The organism is Escherichia sp. MOD1-EC5433 (genome assembly GCF_002966005.1).
GTDB classification, from domain to species: domain Bacteria; phylum Pseudomonadota; class Gammaproteobacteria; order Enterobacterales; family Enterobacteriaceae; genus Escherichia; species Escherichia ruysiae.
Window position 1 is genome coordinate 82,308 of the sequence record NZ_PTRL01000002.1, and the last position, 20,791, is coordinate 103,098.

At 60.1% G+C, this 20,791-nt stretch carries 1 pseudogene; it reads left to right on the forward strand.

Annotated features, from left to right (window positions below):
* Nucleotides 1–13 precede the first annotated feature (13 nt).
* A pseudogene (gene siiEA, locus C3D30_RS04930) lies at nt 14–20,790 on the forward strand (BapA-related adhesin SiiEA).
* Nucleotide 20,791 lies beyond the last annotated feature (1 nt).

Genomic DNA, 20,791 nt, shown 5'->3' on the forward strand with positions numbered 1-20,791 from the left:
CAGGAATGCCATTATGAGCCTGATTATTGATGTTATTTCGCGTAAAACATCCGTCAAACAAACGCTGATTAATCCTGGCGACGTTACGGTTGTTATTTATGAGCCCTCTGTGGTGCAGGTTCATGCTCAGGCATCTGCCGTTGCGCGTTACGTTCGCGAAGGAAATGACCTGCTGATCTATATGCAGGATGGCACGGTTATCCGTTGCAACGGCTATTTCCTGCAAGCGACAAATACCAGTGAACAATCTGAACTGGTCTTTACCGATGGACAACAGCTAACCCACGTAACCTTTGCCGATGCCGCAGCGGGGGGGTTAGCCCCCGTAGAACTGACCGCCCAGACCACCGCTATTGAAAGTATTGCACCATTTCTTGATACCGTTGCTCAGACCAGCACCTTCCCGTGGGGATGGTTAGCGGGGGCAGCGGTAGGTGGCGGTGCGCTTGGCGCTTTACTGGCAAGCGGTGGTGATGACGATTCAAAAACTGAAGTGGTTAACAACCCTCCGCCACCCGCCGAGCCAGGCAATGCGACCCCATCATTTTTAGTCACCGATAATCAGGGCGATCAGCGCGGTATTCTCGCCACCAATGACATCACCGATGACACCACGCCAACCTTTAGCGGTAGCGGGCAGGCGGGGGCGACCATCCAGATCAAAGACAGTAACGGCAATACTATTGCCAGTACTCAGGTAGACAGCAACGGGCACTGGAGCGTCTCTTTACCCACGCAAAGCGCAGGTGAACATACCTGGTCAGTGGTGCAAATTGTCGGCAGCACCATCACTGACGCTGGTTCGATAACGTTAACCATCGACGACAGCCAGGCCAGCGTGCAGGTCGCCACCACCGCAGGCGATAACATTATTAACGCCAGCGAACAGGCCGCCGGATTTACGCTTTCAGGCACGACGAGCAACTTGCCGCAGGGAACAGAACTCAGCGTCACGCTAAACGGCAAAACCTACACGACCAGCGTAGGTGCTAACGGCGCGTGGAGCGTGCAGGTGCCGACCGCTGACGCCCAGGCGTTAGGCGAAGGGAATCAGGCAGTGCTGGTCAGCGGGAAAGATGCTACGGGCAATACGGTCACCAGCGCGCAACTGTTAACCGTCGATACCCAGCCGCCGACGCTTGCTATCAACACCATCGCCCAGGACAACATTGTCAGCGCCGCAGAACATAACGCCGCGCTGGTACTGAGCGGTACTTCGAATGCTGAAGCCGGGCAAATCGTTACACTGACAGTAAATGGTAAAAGCCATACAGCAACCGTCGGTAGCGATGGCACATGGCAGGTGGCGCTGCCTGCCGCAGAAGTGCAGGCGCTGGCAGATGGTAACTACGCCGTAAATGCCAGCGTCAGCGACCGAGCAGGAAATACCACCAGCAACAGCGCGAATTTCGCGGTAGATACCAGCGCGCCGACGATCAACGTCAACACCGTGGCGGGCGACGATATTCTTAATAATGCAGAACAGGCCGTTGCGCAGATCATTTCCGGAAACGTCAGCGGTGCTTCTCCTGGCGATACGGTGACTGTGAAATTGGGCGCTCATGTCCTGACGGGCGTCGTGCTGGCAGACGGTAGCTGGAATGTGGCGCTGGACCCGGCGGTAACCCGCACGCTGGATCGCGGAGCCAATACGATTTTCGTCACCGTGACAGATGCCGCCGGAAATACTGGCACGGCATCACGTGCAATCACGCTGGTGGGCGTTTCTCCGTTGATCACCATTAACACGGTTTCCGGCGATGACATTATCAGTGGTGCAGAAAAAAATGCGCCACTGACCCTCACCGGCAGCACTCAACAAGCTGAGCCAGGACAAACGGTTACAGTAACCCTCGCCGGACAGAGTTTTACCACTACTGTGCAGGCCGATGGCTCCTGGAGTCTGACAGTACCCGCTGCCGATATGGGTAATCTACCTGACGGTGCGGTGGCAATTACTGCATCCGTAACGGATCTCAGCGGTAATACCGGAAACACCTCCCGCACCATTACCGTCGACAGCCAGGCGCCGGCCTTAAGCATCGACTCGCTGACCGCCGACAACATCATCAACGCCGCCGAAAGCGGGCAGGATTTGCCCATCACTGGCACTACCGACGCCCAGCCGGGGCAGACGGTGACCGTCACGCTGAATGGACAGACCTATCAGGGCATCGTGCAGCCAGACGGCACCTGGAGCGTGACCGTTCCCGCCGCCAACGTTGACGCGCTGGCTGACGGCAACACTACGGTCACCGCCAGCGTGAACGATGTCGCCGGTAACCCGACCAGCGTCTCACGCGTGGCGCTGGTTGATGCCACGCCACCGGTGGTGACCATTAATCCGGTGGCAAGCGATAACATCATCAATACGCCGGAACACACCCAGGCGCAAATCATCAGCGGCACGATTACCGGCGCGCAGGCTGGCGATATCGTCACCGTGACCCTCAATAATGTGGATTACACCACGGTGGTGGATGCTTCTGGCAACTGGAGTCTGGGCGTTCCGGCTTCCGTCGTCAGCGGACTGGTGGACGGCAGTTATCCGATCAACGTTTCAGTCACCGACCGCGCCGGAAACACCGGCAGCCAGTCACTCACTGTCACGGTCAACACTGCCGCGCCGGTGATTGGTGTTAACACTATCGCGGGCGACGATGTGATTAACGCCAGCGAAAAAGGAGCCGATGTCCAGATTACCGGCACCAGCGATCAACCTGCTAATACCGCCATCACCGTGACGCTGAACGGGCAAAATTATGCGGCGACGACCGACGCCTCCGGCAACTGGAGCGTGACGGTTCCGGCATCGGCGGTAACCGCACTGGGCCAGGCCAACTATACGGTGACAGCAGCGGTGACCAGTAGTATCGGCAACAGCGCCACCGCCAGCCATAACCTCCTGGTCGACAGCTCGCTGCCCGGCGTGACCATTAACCCGGTAGCAACCGACGATATTATTAACGCCGCCGAAGCGGGCGTAGCGCAAACCATCAGCGGGCAGGTGACTGGCGCAGCCGTTGGCGACACGGTAACTATTACGCTGGGCGGCAATACCTACACGACTACTGTCCAGGCCGGTTTAAGCTGGAGCGTGAGCGTTCCGGCAGCAGATATTCAGGCGCTGGGTAATGGTGATTTAACGGTTAATGCCTCGGTCACCAATGAAAACGGCAACACCGGTAGCGGCTCGCGTGATATCACCATCGACGCCAATCTGCCTGGCCTGCGGGTCGATACGGTAGCGGGTGATGATGTGGTCAATATCATCGAGCACGGGCAGGCGCTGGTGGTCACCGGCAGCAGTTCGGGGCTGGCTGAAGGCACGCCGCTAACCGTCACAATTAATAACGTCGACTACACTACAGCGGTGCAGGCAGATGGTAGCTGGAGCGTAGGCGTGACGGCGGCGCAGGTTAGCGCCTGGCCTGCGGGGACGGTGACGGTTGCCGTGTCCGGGGAAAGTAGCGCCGGAAATCCGGTGAGCATCACCCATCCCGTTACGGTCGATCTCACTCCGGCGGCGATCGCCATCAACACTATCGCCACGGACGATGTGATTAACGCCGCAGAAAAAGGCGTCAATTTAACTCTTTCCGGCACCACCACTAACGTAGAAGCCGGACAAACGGTCACCGTCACTTTTGGCGGTAAAAATTACACAGCCACGGTTGCAGTCGATGGTAGCTGGACAACCACCGTTCCTGCCGCCGATTTAGCAGCATTACCCGAGGGCAGCGCCACCGCGCAGGCCAGCGTCAGCAACGTCAACGGCAATAGCGCCTCGGCGGTGCATAACTACAGCGTCGACAGCAGCGCGCCAACCATCATTATCAATACCGTTGCCAGCGACAATATCGTCAACGCCAGTGAAGCCGATGCGGGCGTGACGGTGAGCGGCAGCACCACCGCCGAAGCGGGGCAGATTGTTACGATAACGCTTAACAGCCCGACCGTGCAGACGTATCAGGCAACGGTACAGGCCGATGGCAGCTGGAGCATTAACATTCCGGCGGCAGATCTTGAGGCATTGACGGATGGCAGCCACACCCTGACCGCGACGGTCAATGACAAAGCGGGCAACCCGGCGAGCACCACGCATAATCTGGCGGTCGATCTCACTGTTCCGGTGCTGACCATCAACACCATTGCGGGCGATGACATTATTAACGCCACCGAGCACGGGCAGGCGCTGGTGATCTCCGGTTCCAGCACCGGCGGGGACGCGGGGGATGTTGTTACCGTCACGCTAAACAGTAAAACCTATACCACGACGCTGGATGCCTCCGGCAACTGGAGCGTCGGCGTTCCGGCAGCGGATGTCACCGCGCTGGGCAGCGGTTCACAAACCGTAACGGCGAGCGTTACCGATGCGGCGGGCAATAACGATATTGAGACGCACACGGTCACCGTTAACCTTACCGTGCCGACCATTGGCATTAACGCCATCGCCACCGATGACGTGATAAACGCCACGGAAAAAGGCGCGGATCTGCAAATTACCGGCACCAGTAATCAGCCAGCAGGCACCACAATTACGGTGACGCTGAACGGGCAAAATTACACCGCGACGACGGACGCCGCAGGCAACTGGAGCACCACGGTGCCCGCTTCCGCAGTAGGTGCGCTGGGCGAAGCCAGCTACACAGTGACGGCGAACGTCACCGACAGCGCAGGTAACAGCAATTCCGCCAGCCATAACGTGCAGGTCAATACCGCGCTGCCTGGTGTCACCATTAATCCGGTGGCGTCCGACGATATTATTAACGCCGCCGAATCGGGCGTAGCGCAGACCATCAGCGGGCAAGTGACGGGCGCGGCGGCGGGCGATACCGTCACCGTGACGCTTGGCGGCAAAACGTATACCGCCACCGTACAGGGCAATTTAAGCTGGAGCGTGGACGTTCCGGCGACGGATATTCAGGCCATCGGTAATGGCTCTCTCACGGTTAACGCCTCGGTGACCAACGGCGTTGGCAACACCGGCAGCGGCACGCGCGAGATCGCGATAGACGCTAATCTTCCGGGGCTGCGCGTCGATACCGTGGCGGGCGATGATGTGGTCAACAGCATCGAGCACGCTCAGGCGCTGGTGATAACCGGTAGCAGCAGCGGGCTGGCGACGGGCGCGGCGCTGACGGTGGTGATTAACACGGTCACTTACGCTGCGACAGTATTAGCCGATGGCACATGGAGCGTTGGTGTTCCGGCAGCAGATGTCAGTAACTGGCCTGCGGGTACGGTGAATATCACGGTTTCAGGCGCCAGTAGCGCCGGAAACCCGGTCACTATCACTCATCCGGTCACCGTCGATCTGGCTGCGGTGGCGATTTCCATTAACACCGTTTCCGGCGACGATGTGATTAACGCTGCTGAAAAAGGGGCCGATTTAATCCTTTCCGGCAGCACCTCTGGCGTGGAAGCTGGGCAAACTGTCACCGTCACCTTTGGCGGAAAAAGCTATACCGCCACCGTAGCGGGCGATGGTAGCTGGACAACCACCGTACCTGCCGCCGATCTTGCTACATTACGCGACGGCGACGCCACCGCGCAGGCCAGCGTCAGCAATATTAACGGCAACACGGCTTCGGCAACCCACGCCTACAGCGTCGATGCTACGGCACCGACGCTTGCCATTAACACCATCCCGCTGACGATATTCTGAACGCCGCCGAGGCGGGCAATCCGTTAACCATCAACGGCAGCAGTAGCGCCGAAGCGGGGCAGACGGTAACCGTCACGCTTAATGGCGTGACTTACAGTGGCACCGTTCAGGCGGACGGTAGCTGGAGCGTCAGCGTGCCGACGGCAGATCTCAGCAATCTGACCGCCAGCCAGTACACCGTCAGCGCCTCAGTCAACGATAAAGCGGGTAACCCGGCGTCCACTACTCACGGGCTGGCGGTGGATCTCACCGTGCCGGTGCTGACCATTAACACCGTCTCGGGCGATGACATTATTAACGCCGCCGAACACGGACAGGCGCTGGTGATCTCCGGCTCCAGCACTGGCGGGGAAGCAGGCGATGTCATCACCGTCACGCTAAACAGTAAAACCTACACCACCTCGCTGGATGCTTCCGGCAACTGGAGCGTCGGCGTTCCGGCGGCAGATGTCACCGCGCTTGGCAGCGGTCCGCAAACCATCACTGCTACCATTACCGACGCGGCAGGTAATAGCGATGATGCCAGCCGCACGGTTACCGTGAATCTCACCTTACCAACCATTGGTATCAACACTATCGCCAGCGATGACGTGATTAACGCCACGGAAAAAGGCGCGGATCTGCAAATTTCCGGCACCAGTAATCAGCCTGCTGGCACTACGGTTACGGTGACGCTGAACGGGAAAAATTACACCGCCACCACAGATGCTTCCGGTAACTGGAGCGCCACGGTGCCAGCCTCGGCGGTTAGCGCGCTGGGTGAAGCCAACTACACGGTAACCGCAAATGTCACCGACACGGCAGGCAACAGCAATTCCGCCAGCCATAATGTGCTGGTCAACAGCGCCTTACCTGCTGTCACCATTAACGCGGTGGCGACCGACGATATTATTAACGCTGCTGAATCCGGCAACGCGCAAACCATCAGCGGGCAGGTCACGGGTGCGGCGCAGGGAGATACGGTCACCGTCACGTTGGGCGGCAACACCTACACCGCCACGGTGCAGGCTAATTTAAGCTGGAGCGTGGACGTTCCAGCGGCGGATATTCAGGCGCTGGGCAACGGTTCTCTCACCGTACACGCCTCGGTCACCAATGGCGTTGGCAACACGGGCAGCGGCTCGCGGGATATCACAATCGACGCTAATCTGCCTGGCTTACGCGTCGATACGGTGGCGGGCGATGACGTCATAAACAGCATTGAGCACAATCAGGCGCTGGTGATCACCGGGAACAGCACCGGATTAACGGTGGGAACCGCGTTAACGGTCGTTATCAATAACGTCACTTACGGCGCGACGGTGTTAGCCGACGGCACATGGAACCTCGGCGTTCCGGCGGCAGACGTCAGCAACTGGCCTGCGGGAACGGTGAATATTACGGTAAGCGGCACCAACAGTGCCGGAACAACCTCCACCATTACCCATCCGGTTACCGTCGATCTGGCGGCGGTCGCCATCACCATTAACACCCTTTCCGGCGATGATGTGATCAACGCCGTCGAAAAAGGCGAAACGCTGGTCGTAAGCGGCAGCACCAGCGGTGTCGAAGCCGGGCAGACGGTGACCGTCACCTTTGGTGGCAAAAATTACACCACTACCGTTGAAGCCAACGGCAGTTGGACGGTGAATGTGCCGCCTGCCGATCTCGCTGCGCTGCCGGACGGTGCGGGCAACGTGCAGGCGAGCGTCAGCAACATTAACGGCAACAGCGCCCAGGCCGATCGCGCGTACAGCGTCGATACCACCGCACCGCTTGTGACCATCAACACTATCGCCAGCGACGATATCCTTAACGTGAGCGAAGCGGGCGCGGGAATAACCATCAGCGGCACCACCACGGCGCAGGCCGGGCAGACGCTGACCGTCACGCTTAATAACAATACTTACCAGACCACCGTCCAGGCCGATGGCACCTGGAGCGTGAACGTTCCGGCAACGGATTTAAGCGGGCTGACTGCCAGCAGCTATACCGTGACTGCGACGGTGAGCGATAAAGCGGGTAACCCGGCAAGCGCCGACCATGCGCTGGCGGTGGACGTTACCGCGCCGGATCTCACCATTAACACCGTCGCGGGCGATGACATTATCAACGCTATCGAACACGGGCAGGCGCTGGTGGTGAGCGGAACCAGTACGGGCGCGGTGGCGGGCGATGTGGTTACGGTTAACCTGAACGGTAAAAACTACACCACCACGCTGGACGCCTCCGGTAACTGGAGCGTGGGTATTCCGGCGGCGGATGTCACGGCGCTGGCGACCGGCAGCCAGACCATCACCGCCAGCCTGATCGATCGCGCGGGCAACAGCGACAGCACGACTCACGATGTGACCGTTGATCTCAGCGGCCCGACGCTGATCATCAATATCGTCTCCGGCGATGACATCATTAACAATACCGAGAAAACCCAGGATCTGATCATCAGCGGTGGCTCCAGCGGTCTGGCGACAGGCACCACGGTCACCGTGATGTTGAACGGCCTGGCGTACAGCACCACCACCGACGGTTCTGGCAACTGGAGCGTTACCGTGCCGGCTTCGGCAGTCGGCGCATTGGGCGAGGCGGTGTACCAGATTAGCGCCAGCGCCACCGACAGCGCGGGCAACAGCGGTGCTACCACCCATACGGTGAATGTCGAATCCCTCCTGCCTGGGGTAATCATTAATACCGTTTCGGGCGATGACATTATCAACGCCGCTGAAATCGCCGTTAACCAGACCATCAGTGGTCAGGTCACGGGAACGGCGCAGGCGGGGAATACGGTGACGGTCACGCTTGGTGGCAACCAGTACATCGCAACCGTGCAGCCAGATTTAAGCTGGAGCGTCAGCGTGCCTGCGGCAGATTTGCAGGCGTTAGGTAACGGTGAGCTGACCATCAGCGCCTCGGTCACCAACACTACAGGCAATACCGGCACCGCAACCCACGACATCGTGATAGACGCCAATCTGCCAGGTCTGCGCGTCGATACCGTAGCAGGCGATGATGTGGTCAATATTATCGAACACGGTCAGGCGCTGGTGGTAACCGGCAGCAGTACCGGACTGGCGGTGGGCGCGGCGTTGACGGTAGTCATCAACAGCGTCACCTACGGCGCAACGGTACTCGCCGATGGCACCTGGAGCGTCGGCGTTCCGGCGACGGATGTGGGTAACTGGCCTGCGGGGACGGTCGATATTACGGTTACAGGCACCAACACCGCCGGAACCACAACCAGCATTACTCATCCGGTCACGGTCGATCTCGCTGCCGTGGCGATTACCATCAATACCCTTTCCACTGACGATGTAATTAACGCCGCCGAGAAAGGCACTGATTTGCAGCTTTCCGGCACCACCTTCGGCGTGGAAGCGGGGCAGATCATTACCGTCATATTTGGCGGCAAAAGCTACACCACCACGGTTGCGACGGGCGGCACTTGGGGGCTTACAGTTCCAGCCGCCGATCTCGCAGCCTTGCCAGACGGCGCAGCAAACGTACAAGCCAGCGTCAGCAACGTAGCAGGCAACATCGCCCAGACAACACATGCTTACAGCGTCGATGCCACCGCACCCTCCGTCACCATCAACACCATCGCCACGGACGATATTCTTAACGCCGCCGAAGCGGGTACTGCGCTGATCATCAGCGGCACCAGCACGGCAGAAGCCGGGCAGATGGTGACCGTGACGCTAAACGGCGTCAATTACAGCGGCAATGTGCAGGCAGACGGAAGCTGGAGCGTCAGCGTCCCGACTGGCGATTTAGCCAACCTCACCGTCAGCTCCTATACGGTGAGTGCGGCGGTCAGCGACAAAGCCGGAAATCCGGCCTCGGCAACGCATAATCTGGCGGTGGATATGCTTGCCCCGGTCGTGACTATCAACACGGTAGCGGGCGATGACATCATCAATGCCACTGAACACAGCCAGGCGCAGATTATCAGCGGCTCGGCAACGGGTGCGACGACGGGTAATACGGTTTCCGTTACCATTGGCACGACCACCTACACCACCGTGCTGGACGCCAACGGCAACTGGAGCATCGGCGTGCCTGCCAGCGTGATTTCCGCACTGGCGCAGGGCGATGTGACCATTACCGCCACGGTTACCGACTCCGCAGGCAACAGCGGCACGACTTCGCACATTGTCAACGTGGCGCTCGGCGCGCCGGTGCTCGGTATCAACACCATCGCCGTCGATGACATTATCAACGCCACGGAGAAAGGCGCGGATCTGGCGATTTCCGGCAGCAGCAACCAGCCTGCGGGCACGCAGATAACCGTTACGCTAAACGGGCAAAATTACACCACCACTGCCGATGCTTCCGGTAACTGGAGCGTGACCGTTCCGGCGTCTGCGGTTGGTACGCTTGGTGAAGCGACTTATACCGTGACCGCCGCCGCAACCGATGCTGATGGCAACAGTGGTTCCGCCAGCCATAACGTGCAGGTTAATACCGCGCTGCCGGGCGTCACCATTAACGTTGTGGCGACGGACGATATTATTAACGCTGCCGAAGCCGGGGCAGATCAAACTATCAGCGGTCAGGTTACAGGCGCAGCGGCGGGCGACACGGTGACCGTCACGCTGGGTGGCGAGACTTACACGGCGACAGTGCAGGCCAATTTAAGCTGGAGTATTAATGTTCCGGCAGCCGCTTTACAGGCGTTGGGTAACGGCGAACTAACAATTTCTGCGTCAGTCACTAATAGCGTGGGCAATACTGGCAGCGGTACGCGCGACATTACCATTGACGCTAATCTGCCAGGTCTGCGGGTCGATACCGTCGCTGGCGATGATGTGGTGAATATCATCGAGCACGGGCAGGCACTGGTGGTAACCGGCAGCAGTTCTGGTCTGGCAGCGGGGGCGGTACTCACGGTTTCGATTAATAGCCAGAACTATAGCGCAACGGTTTTAGCTGATGGTTCATGGAGCGTCGGCGTTCCGGCTGTGGATGTCAGCGCCTGGCCTGCGGGGACGGTCACGATTACGGCGAGTGGTAGCACCACCGCCGGAAATCCGGTCAGCGTCACGCACCCGGTCACCGTCGATCTCACGGCGATCGCTATCAGCATTAACACCATTACCGCCGATGATGTGATCAACGCCGCCGAAAAAGGCGCGGCGTTAACGCTCTCCGGCAGCACGTCCGGCGTGGAATCAGGGCAAACGGTCACCGTCACCTTTGGCGGCAAAAACTACACTGCAATCGTCGCGGCAGATGGTTCCTGGAGCACCACGGTTCCGGCGGCGGATATGGCAACCCTGCGTGATGGCGATGCCAGCGCACAGGCCAGCGTCAGCAACGTTAACGGCAACAGCGCCACCACCACCCACGTTTACAGCGTCGATGCCAGCGCGCCAACGGTGACCATCAACACTATTGCGGGCGACGACATTCTTAACGCCACCGAAGCCGGTACGGCGCTGACCATCACCGGCAGCAGCACGGCGGAAGCGGGGCAGACGGTCACCGTCACGCTCAATGGCGCAAACTATACCGGCACGGTACAAACGGACGGTAGCTGGAGTATCAGCGTGCCGCCAGCTGACTTAAGCGCCCTGACCGCCAGCAACTACACCGTCAGCGCGGCGGTGAGCGACAAAGCCGGAAACCCGGCCTCGGTTAACCACAACCTGACGGTGGATACTTCCGTTCCGGTGGTCACCATCAACACGGTGGCAGGCGATGATGTGATCAACGCAGCGGAACACGCTCAGGCGCAGATTATCAGCGGCTCCGCCACTGGTGCGGCAACCGGTAGCACCGTCACGGTAACTATCGGCACAAATACCTTCACCACCGTGTTGGATGCCAGCGGTAACTGGAGCGTCGGCGTACCGGCAAGCGTTGTCTCGGCGCTGGCGAACGGCACGGTGACCATCAACGCCAGCGTCACCGATGCCGGGGGTAACAGCGGCAGCGCCACGCATCAGGTGACGGTCAATACCGGGCTGCCGACCATTACCTTTAACGCCATCAGCGGCGATAACGTGCTGAATGCCGATGAAAAAGGTCAGCCGTTGACCATCAGCGGCGGCAGTACGGGGCTGGCGACCGGCGCACAGGTTACCGTTACGCTCAACGGTCACAACTACAGCGCCACCACCGACGCGGCGGGCAACTGGACCTTAACCGTGCCGGTGAGCGATCTGGCGGCCTTAGGTCAGGCTAACTATACCGTCAGCGCCAGCGCCACCAGTACGGTGGGTAACACCGCCAGCAGCCAGGCGAATTTACTGGTCGACAGCGGTCTTCCGGGCGTCACCATCAACACGGTTGCGGGCGACGATATTATCAACGCGGCTGAAGCGGGCGCCGATCAAACCATCAGCGGGGTGGTGACCCGCGCCGCCGCAGGCGATATGGTGACCGTCACGCTGGGCGGCAATACTTACACAGCGCAAGTTCAGCCCGATTTAAGCTGGAGCGTCAGCGTTCCGGCAGCCGATCTCCAGGCGCTGGGCAATGGCGATTTAACCATTAACGCCTCTGTCACTAACGCCAGTGGCAACACGGGTAGCGGCACGCGCGACATCACTATTGACGCCAACCTGCCAGGTCTGCGGGTGGATACCGTCGCGGGCGATGATATCGTCAACAGCATCGAACACGGGCAGGCGCTGGTGATCACCGGCGGCAGCAGCGGTTTGAATACAGGCGCCATGCTGACAGTCACCATTAACAGCGTGGCTTATTCCGCCACGGTACAGGCAGACGGTAGCTGGAGCGTCGGTATTCCGGCGGCAAACGTCAGCGCCTGGCCTGCGGGGCAGTTAAACATTGAGGTAACAGGGCAAAGCAGCGCCGGAAACCCGGTAAGCGTCAGCCATCCATTTACCGTTGATTTAACGGCGGTGGCTATCAGCATCAACACCGTTGCCAGCGACGACGTAATTAATGCCGCCGAAAAAGGCACCGACCTGACCCTTTCCGGCAGCACCAGCGGGATTGAAAGCGGGCAAACCGTTACCGTTACTTTTGGCGGTAAAACCTACACCGCAAGCGTCGCCGCCAACGGAAGCTGGAGCGTAACTGTTCCGGCGGCGGATCTGGCAACCCTGCCAGACGGCGCGGCGAACGTGCAGGCCAGCGTCAGTAGCACGAGCGGCAATAACGCGTCGGCGACCCATGCGTATAGCGTTGATGCCAGCGCGCCAACGCTCACCATTAACACCATCGCCAGCGACGATATTCTTAACGCCACAGAGGCGGGAAATCCGCTGACCATCAGCGGCACCAGCACCGCCGAAACCGGGCAGTCGGTGACCGTCACCCTTAACGGTGCAACCTACAGCGGCACTGTGCAGGCGGACGGTAGCTGGAGCGTCAGCGTTCCCCCTTCAGCCTTAGGCGCGCTGACCGCAAGCAATTACACCGTCAGCGCCACGGTCAACGACAAAGCGGGCAACCCCGGCAGCGCCAGCCATAATCTGGCAGTAGACACCACCGCGCCGGTTCTCACCATTAACACTGTGGCGGGCGATGACATCATCAACGACGCCGAACATGCGCAGGCACTGGTGATCTCCGGCACCAGCAGCGGCGGGGAAGCGGGTGATGTGGTGAGCGTTGTGCTCAACGGCAAAACATACACCACCACGCTGGATGCTTCCGGCAACTGGAGCGTCGGCGTACCGGCGACGGATGTGACGGCGCTGGGTAGCGGTGCGCAGACCATCACAGCCAGCGTCAGCGATCGGGCAGGCAACAGCGACGACGCCAGCCGCACCGTGACGGTAAGCCTCACCGCACCAGCGATCGGCATCAACACCATCGCGGGCGATGATGTGATCAACGCGACGGAAAAAGGATCGAATCTGGCGCTTTCCGGCACCAGCGATCAGCCTGCGGGCACGGCGATCACCGTCACCCTGAACGGACAAAACTACAGCACCACCACCGATGCCTCCGGCAACTGGAGCGTCACCGTTCCTGCCTCGGCGGTCAGTGCGCTGGGCGAAGCCACCTACAGCGTGACGGCGAGCGTTACCAACGCTCAGGGCAACAGCAGCACCACCAGCCATAACGTACAGGTCAACACCGCGCTGCCGGGTGTGACCATAAATCCGGTGGCGACGGACGACATTATCAATGCCGCCGAAGCAGGCAGCGCGCAAACCATCAGCGGTCAGGTGACCGGCGCGGCGGCGGGCAGCTCCGTCACCGTTGAACTGGGCGGTAAAACTTACAGCGCCACCGTCCAGCCAGATTTAAGCTGGAACGTGAGCGTACCAGCCGCCGACTGGCAGGCGCTGGGTAACGGTGAGTTAACCGTTAACGCCTCGGTGACCAACGGCGTTGGCAACACCGGCAGCGGCACGCGCGATATCACCATCGATGCCAGTCTGCCAGGTCTGCGGGTCGATACCGTTGCAGGCGATGATGTGGTCAATATCATCGAACACGCTCAGGCGCAGGTGATCACCGGCAGCAGCTCCGGCTTTGCGGCAGGCACGGCGCTGACGGTGGTGATTAATAACCAAACTTACGCCGCCACAGTGCTGGCGAATGGCAACTGGAGCGTCGGCGTTCCGGCGGCAGATGTCAGTAACTGGCCTGCGGGAACGCTGAATATTACCGTTAGCGGCGCGAACAGTGCCGGAACGCAAACCAGCATTACCCATCCGCTGACTGTTGATCTCACCGCCGTCGCCATCAGCATTAACGCCATTACCAGCGATGATGTGATTAACGCCGCTGAAAAAGGCGCGGCGTTAACGCTCTCCGGCAGCACCTCCGGCGTCGAAGCGGGGCAAACCGTCACTGTGACCTTTGGCGGTAAAACCTACACCACCACGGTGGCGGTAAACGGTAGCTGGAGCACCACCGTTCCGGCAGCGGATATGGCGATGTTGCGTGACGGCGATGCCAGCGCCCAGGTGCGGGTGACTAACGTCAACGGCAACAGCGCCACGGCAACGCATGAATACAGCGTCGATAGCGCCGCGCCAACGGTGACCATCAACACCATTGCCAGCGATAACATCATCAATGCCAGCGAAGCGGCGGCGGGCGTAACGGTATCCGGCACCAGCACGGCGGAAACGGGGCAGACGCTGACCGTCACGCTTAACGGCACTAACTACCAGACCACGGTGCAGGCGGACGGCAGCTGGAGCTTAACGCTGCCCGCCAGCGACTTAACCGCGCTTGCCAATAATGGCTACACCCTGACCGCCACGGTCAGCGATCTGGCGGGTAACTCCGGCAGCGCCAGCAAAGGCATCACCGTCGATACCACCGCGCCCGTCATCAGCTTTAACACCGTGGCGGGCGATGATGTGATTAACAACGTCGAACATAACCAGGCGCAGATTATCAGCGGCACCGCCACGGGCGCGGTAGCGGGCGACCGCCTGGTGGTGACCATCGCCGGGCAGCAGTACGTTACCAGCACCGATGCCAGCGGCAACTGGAGCGTCGGCGTGCCAGCCAGCGTGATTTCCGGCCTTGCGGACGGCACGGTGACCATCAGCGCCACCATTACCGATAGCGCAGGCAACAGCAGCACGCAAACGCATAATGTGCAGGTGAACACGGCGGCAGTGTCGCTCTCGGTCAGCACCATCAGCGGCGATAACCTCATTAACGCCGCCGAAGCAGGCAGTGCGCTGACCCTGAGCGGCACCGGCACCAATTTTGCGACAGGCACAGCGGTGACCGTGTTGCTTAACGGCAAAGGCTACAGCGCCACCATTCAAAGCAACGGGAGCTGGAGCGTGAATGTGCCAGCGGCAGACGTTGCGGCACTTGCTGATGGCACCAGCTATACGGTTAGCGCCTCCGCTCAGGACAGCGCCGGAAACAGCGCCACGGCCTCGCGCAGCGTGGCGGTAGATCTCACCGCGCCGATTATCAGCATTAACACCGTTTCGACGGACGACCGACTCAACGCAGCCGAACAGCAGCAGCCGTTAACCCTTAACGGCTCGACCAGCGCGGAAGTCGGGCAGACGGTCACCGTGACCTTTGGCGGCAAAACCTATACCTCCACGGTTGCCGCCAATGGCACCTGGGCGCTGAACGTACCTGCGGCGGATCTGGCAACGCTCGGGCAGGGCGCGCAGACCATCACCGCCAGCGTGAACGATCGCGCGGGCAACCCCGGTCAAACCACGCACACCCTGACCGTTGACACCGCTGCGCCGACGGTGACCATCGCCACGGTAGCGGGCGACGATATTATTAACAACGCCGAGCAGCTTGCCGGGCAGACCATCAGCGGCACCACCACCGCCGAAGTCGGTCAGACGGTAACCGTCATCTTTAACAGTCAGAGCTGGACCGCAACGGTCGCCAGCGGTGGAAGCTGGTCGGTATTTATTCCGGCGCAGCAGTTTGCCGGATTAAGCGACGGTAGCTACACCATTAGCGCGACGGTCAGCGATCAGGCCGGAAACCCCGGCAGCGCCAGCCGTGGCGTTACTCTGAACGGTGACGTCCCCACCGTCACCATCAACACCTTCGCGGGCGATGATGTGGTGAATGCGGCGGAACACGGCTCGTCGCTGGTGATCAGCGGCACCACCACCGCGCCGGTCGGGCAGACGCTGACCCTGACCTTAAACGGCAAAACCTACACCACCACCGTGCAGACCGATGGTAGCTGGAGCTACACCCTCGGCAGCGCCGATGTCACCGCGCTGGCGGACGGCAACGCCTACGTGATTAACGCCTCGGTAAGCAACGCTATCGGCAACACCGGCAGCAACAATCACACCATTACCGTCGATCTCAGCGCCCCGGCGATGGGCATTAATATCGATTCCCTGCAAGCCGACACCGGTCTTAGCGCCAGCGACTTTATCACCAGCGTTAGTCCGGTGGTGGTCAACGGCTCGCTCACCGCCGCGCTTGCCAGTAACGAGACGGCGCAAATCAGTATCGACGGCGGCGTAACCTGGACCACGCTCACCGTTACCGGCACGACCTGGCGCTATAACGACAGCCGCACGCTGACCGATGGCAACTATCTCTATCAGGTGCGGGTGATTGACGCAGCGGGCAACGTCGGCGCGACTGACAGCCAGAATGTGGTGATCGACACTACCGCGCCAGATCCAGCAGTGAAAACCATCGCCATCAGCGCGATCACTACCGATACGGGCCTGATCACTAACGATTTTGTTACCAGCGACACGACGCTTGCGGTGAGCGGCACGCTGGGGGCGACGCTGGCTGCCGGTGAGTTCGCGCAAATCAGCATCGACGGCGGTACAACCTGGCAGAATCTTTCCGTAAGCGGTTTGACCTGGACGTACCTTGACGGGCGCACGCTGACTGACGGCAACTACAACTATCAGGTGCGGGTTATCGACACAGCCGGAAATATCGGCGCGACCGCCAGCCAGATTGTCACCGTTGACACCAGCGCGCCGCTGGCGAGTAAAACCATTGCTATTACGGGCATCAGCGATGACACCGGTTTAAGCAGCAGCGATTTTGTTACCCGCGACACGACGCTGACCGTGCGCGGGACGCTCGGGGCGGCGCTTGCCGCTGATGAACGGGCGCAAATCAGCCTCGATGGCGGCGTTACCTGGACCACGTTAACCGTTATCGGCACCAACTGGAGCTATGCCGATGGTCGCACGCTGACCGACGGCACCTGGAACTACACGGTGCGGGTGGTGGATCTGGCGGGGAACGTCGGGCAGACCGCGACGCAAAACGTGGTGGTCGATACCACCAGTCCCGAAGCGGCGAAAAGCATCACCATTACCGGTATCAGCGATGACACCGGCGCCAGCAGCAGCGACTTTATTACCAGCGATACCACGCTTACCGTTCGCGGCGTGCTGGGCGCGGCGCTCGGTGCTAACGAGTTCGCGCAAATCAGTACCGACAACGGCGCAACCTGGGTGAATGTGACGCTGGCGGCTGACGGCCTGAACTGGACATACGCGGATGGGCGCACGTTGACTAACGGCACGACCACCTGGCAGGTGCGAGTGGTCGATCTGGCAGGCAACGTCGGCGCAATCGGCAGCCAGACGGCGCAGATCGACACCGTTAACCCGGCGCAGGTGTTGACCATCGCCAGCATCAGCACCGATACGGGTAGCTCGGCAACCGATTTTATCACCAGCGATACCACGCTCACGTTGACCGGTTCGCTGGGCGCGGGGCTTGCCAGCGGCGAAGTGGCGCAGATCAGCCTCGACGGCGGCGCGACCTGGACCACGCTCACCACCAACGGCACGCAGTGGACTTACACCGACAGCCGCACGCTGACCGACGGCAGCTATGTTTATCAGGTGCGGGTGCTGGATCTGGCGGGAAATACCGGCCCGGTGGTGTCGAAAACGGTGGTGGTCGATACGATTAACCCCACCGCCACACCAGGTATTGTGTCGTATACCGATGATGTCGGGCAGCGGCAGGGGACGTTAAGCAGTTCGCAGGCTACCGACGACACCACGCCGCTGTTAAACGGCGTGCTCTCCGCTCCGCTTGCCAGCGGAGAAGTGGTTTACCTCTATCGCAACGGCTTATTGTTAGGCGCGGTGACGATGGTCGGCGCACTGAACTGGACCTACAGCGACAGTGGGCTGGTCAGCGGTGCCTATACCTACAGCGCGCGAGTGGTGGATCTGGCGGGGAATATCACCTCCTCTAGTGATTTTGTTCTGACGGTTGATACCTCTATTCCGACGACGCTGGCGCAAATCACCAGCCAGACCACGCGTGACACTACGCCAATCATCAGCGGGGTGATCACTGCCGCGCTTGCCAGCGGGCAGTATGTTGAAGTGGTGATCAACGGTAAAACCTACACCTCGCAGCCGGGCGGCGCGGTGGTGGTCGATCCGGCGCACAACACCTGGTATGTGCAACTGCCGGATACCGATGTGCTGGCGGCGTCCGCTACCGCCTATAACGTCACCGCGCAGGTGAAAAGCTCGGCGGGCAACGGCAACACCGCCAACGTCAGCAACGGCACGGTGACGGTCAACGCGGCGATTGATTACACGCCAGCCTGGACGACCGCCAATAAAACAACGGCCTGGGGGCTGACCTACGGCCTCGACAACCACGGGATGTGGACGGTGCTGGCGAACCAGCAAATTATGCAATCTACCGACCCGCTCACCTGGTCGAAGACCGCCCTGACGCTGTATCAGAGCGGCAACAACTACGCCACCAGTTCTATCGCCGATTACGACCGTAACGGTACGGGCGATCTGTTTATTACCCGTGATGACTACGGCACGGGTTATATCAATGGCTTTACCAATAACGGCGACGGCACGTTTTCCAGTGCGATTCTGGTCGCCGTTGGCACTCTGACGTGGTATGGCTCGGTAGTAGCGTTTGATAAAGAGGGCGACGGCTATCTCGATTTCTGGATTGGCGACGCCGGGGGGCCAGACTCCAATACCTTCCTGTGGAATAACGCGGGCGTGCTGACGGGGAACTCTACCGTTGCCAACAACGGCGGGAGCGCCACGGTGGGCGGGGCGGTGACGGGATATCTTTCGCTTAACGAAGGTTCTGGCGTCGATCTGAACAATGACGGCAGGATTGACCTGGTTCAGCACACCTTCAACCTGAACAACTATTACACGCTGTCTTCGCTTATCAGCCAGGGCAACGGCACGTTTGTCTGGGGACAAAACACCATCAATACCTTCCTCAGCACGGCGGGCAGCGGCGGTAACTCGACGTCTGTCTCCATGACCTGGGCGGATTTCGACGGTGACGGCGATATGGATCTCTTCCTGCCCGCCAGCCAGGGAAGAACTAACTACGGTTCCCTGTTATTCAACACCAACGGCGTGCTGGGAAGTCCGGTGGCAGTGGGGGCAACGGCAACTACCTATGCCAGCCAGTTTAGCCTGGCGGTGGACTGGAACCATGACGGCCTGATGGATATCGCCCGTATTGCCCAGACCGGACAATCCTACCTTTACACCAACGTTGGTGGTGCCAGTAACTGGACGCAGTCGGTACTCGGCGGCAGCCAGAGCGGCACCACCAGCGGCGTGGCGGCAATGGACTACGACTGGGACGGCGCGGTGGATGTGCTGGTGACCAAACAGTCGGGCAGCGTGTTCCTGATCCGCAACACCAACACGGTGAGCTACGGCACGTCGCTGCACCTGCGCATCACCGATCCCAACGGGATTAACGTCTATTACGGCAATACCGTAAAACTGTACAACTCGGCGGGTGTGTTGGTCGCCACGCAAATCATCAATCCGCAGTCGGGGATGGGGGTTAACGACACCTCGGCGCTGGTCAATTTCTACGGGCTGAATGCCGGAGAAACCTATAACGCGGTGCTGATCAAATCCACCGGTGCCACCGCCAGCAATATCGACCAGACGGTCAATACCACCTGGGGCGGTTTACAGGCCACCGATGCTACCCACGCTTATGATCTCAGCGCCGAAGCAGGCACCGCGAGCAACAACGGTAAGTTCGTTGGCACCGGTTATAACGACACCTTCTTTGCCACCGCAGGCACCGACACTTACGACGGCTCCGGCGGCTGGGTGTACAGCTCCGGCACCGGAACCTGGCTGGCGAATGGCGGCATGGACGTGGTTGATTTCCGACTCTCAACGGTAGGCGTGACCGCTAACTTAAGCAGCACCGCCGCCCAGGCCACTGGCTTTAACACCTCGACATTTACCAATATCGAGGGGATTTCCGGCTCTAACTTTAACGATACCCTGACCGGCAGCACGGGCGATAACCAACTGGAAGGGCGCGGCGGTAACGACACGCTCAACATCGGCAACGGCGGGCACGACACCTTGCTCTATAAACTGCTCAACGCCAGCGACGCCACCGGTGGCAACGGCTCGGACGTGGTGAATGGCTTTACGGTAGGGACATGGGAAGGCACCGCCGACACCGATCGTATTGATATTCGCGAACTGTTACAGGGCAGCGGCTACACCGGCAACGGCAAAGCCAGCTACGTCAACGGCGTGGCGACGCTGGATGCGCAGGCCGGAAACATCGGTGATTTTGTCAAAGTTACCCAGAGCGGCAGCGACACCATCGTGCAGATCGATCGCGACGGCACAGGTGGCGGCTTTGCGACAGCTAACGTGGTCACGCTGACGGGCGTGCATACCGACCTCGCCACCTTACTGGCGAATCATCAGTTGATGGTGGTGTAGA